This window comes from Fusibacter paucivorans (assembly GCF_018390735.1).
GTDB classification, from domain to species: domain Bacteria; phylum Bacillota; class Clostridia; order Peptostreptococcales; family Acidaminobacteraceae; genus Fusibacter; species Fusibacter paucivorans.
On sequence record NZ_JAHBCL010000095.1, the window covers coordinates 1 to 1,113 of the forward strand.

Genomic DNA, 1,113 nt, shown 5'->3' on the forward strand with positions numbered 1-1,113 from the left:
ATGAGCCCAATGCTCTTTAACATATTCTCTATGGTTGCCGCTGCTTGCGCATAGGTGTAATTTCCTTTCGGATCAAGCTGTTGATTGCCAATGCCGTTCATGATCTTTGCATTGACAATGCGGCTGGCATCAGAGGACGCCCACGCACTTACTTCATTAAGATCTACAAACATTTCTGATTCAATCGTCGGTGATGTCTCCAGCATCTCAAATACATCCAGTGCCTGTGCAAGCATGACCATCGCCTCTTCTCTTGTCAATGCGGCCATATCTCTAATCGTGCCGTCTTCATAGCCATTAGCAATCCCATAGGTTTTCGCAATGGTAACTGAATCTGCGTATGCCATGCTCATGTCAGGATAAAGCGTCATATCTGCCGCGCCATTTCGGTAAAGTCCCATTGCTCTAACGATGTAGTCGATGAATGCGCCTCTTGTCGCAAGTGCATCCGGCTCAAAGGTTTCTGGATCGGCTATCACCATTCTTGAGGCCATATTATTAATGGCCTTTTCTGCCCAGTGACCTTTGGCGCTGCTCACCTCTATCGGGTGATAAACCACTGAGTAACTTGAATTCGTGATGGAACTGAGCTCCGCATAGTAAATCCCATCAATCAATATGACTCTTGTCGGTATGTGACTAAAGGTACCGTCTTCATTATAGACCACGCCTGTTGTCACTTTCGACGGATCAATGCCTTCAGGCAGTGCGATACGCCTTTCAACATACCCGCTAAATCTAGATATTTCTACGGTTTGCTTTTCACCGGTTGCTGTCTGCGCCGTCGCTTCTACTTTGAAAGAAACCGGTGGGAATACCACTTCCAAGTTTTGATTCTCTGCTTCACGGACAATGGCTTCTGAAGCAGCGCTGTCAAGTTTATCAATGGTGACGCTAACCATAATGTCTTTGAGTGCCGCTTCATTAACATTGAGTGCACTTGCAATATTACTGATCTGCACTTCTTTAGCCGGCAGGATATAATCAACATTATTGGTCTGGATCGTCAGTTTAAACTGATTATTCTCCATGTTCTTGACAATATCACCAGTTAAGTTGGTATTGACTTTATTCGCCGTTTTATTGGTGATCGGTACGACGACGACGTTTTCT

General features: G+C 45.1%; 1 protein-coding gene. It reads right to left on the reverse strand.

The window, feature by feature from the left end; genetic code table 11:
- A partial coding sequence (locus KHM83_RS19595; RefSeq protein WP_213238730.1) for an S-layer homology domain-containing protein occupies window positions 1–1,113 on the reverse strand: 1,113 nt, incomplete at both ends.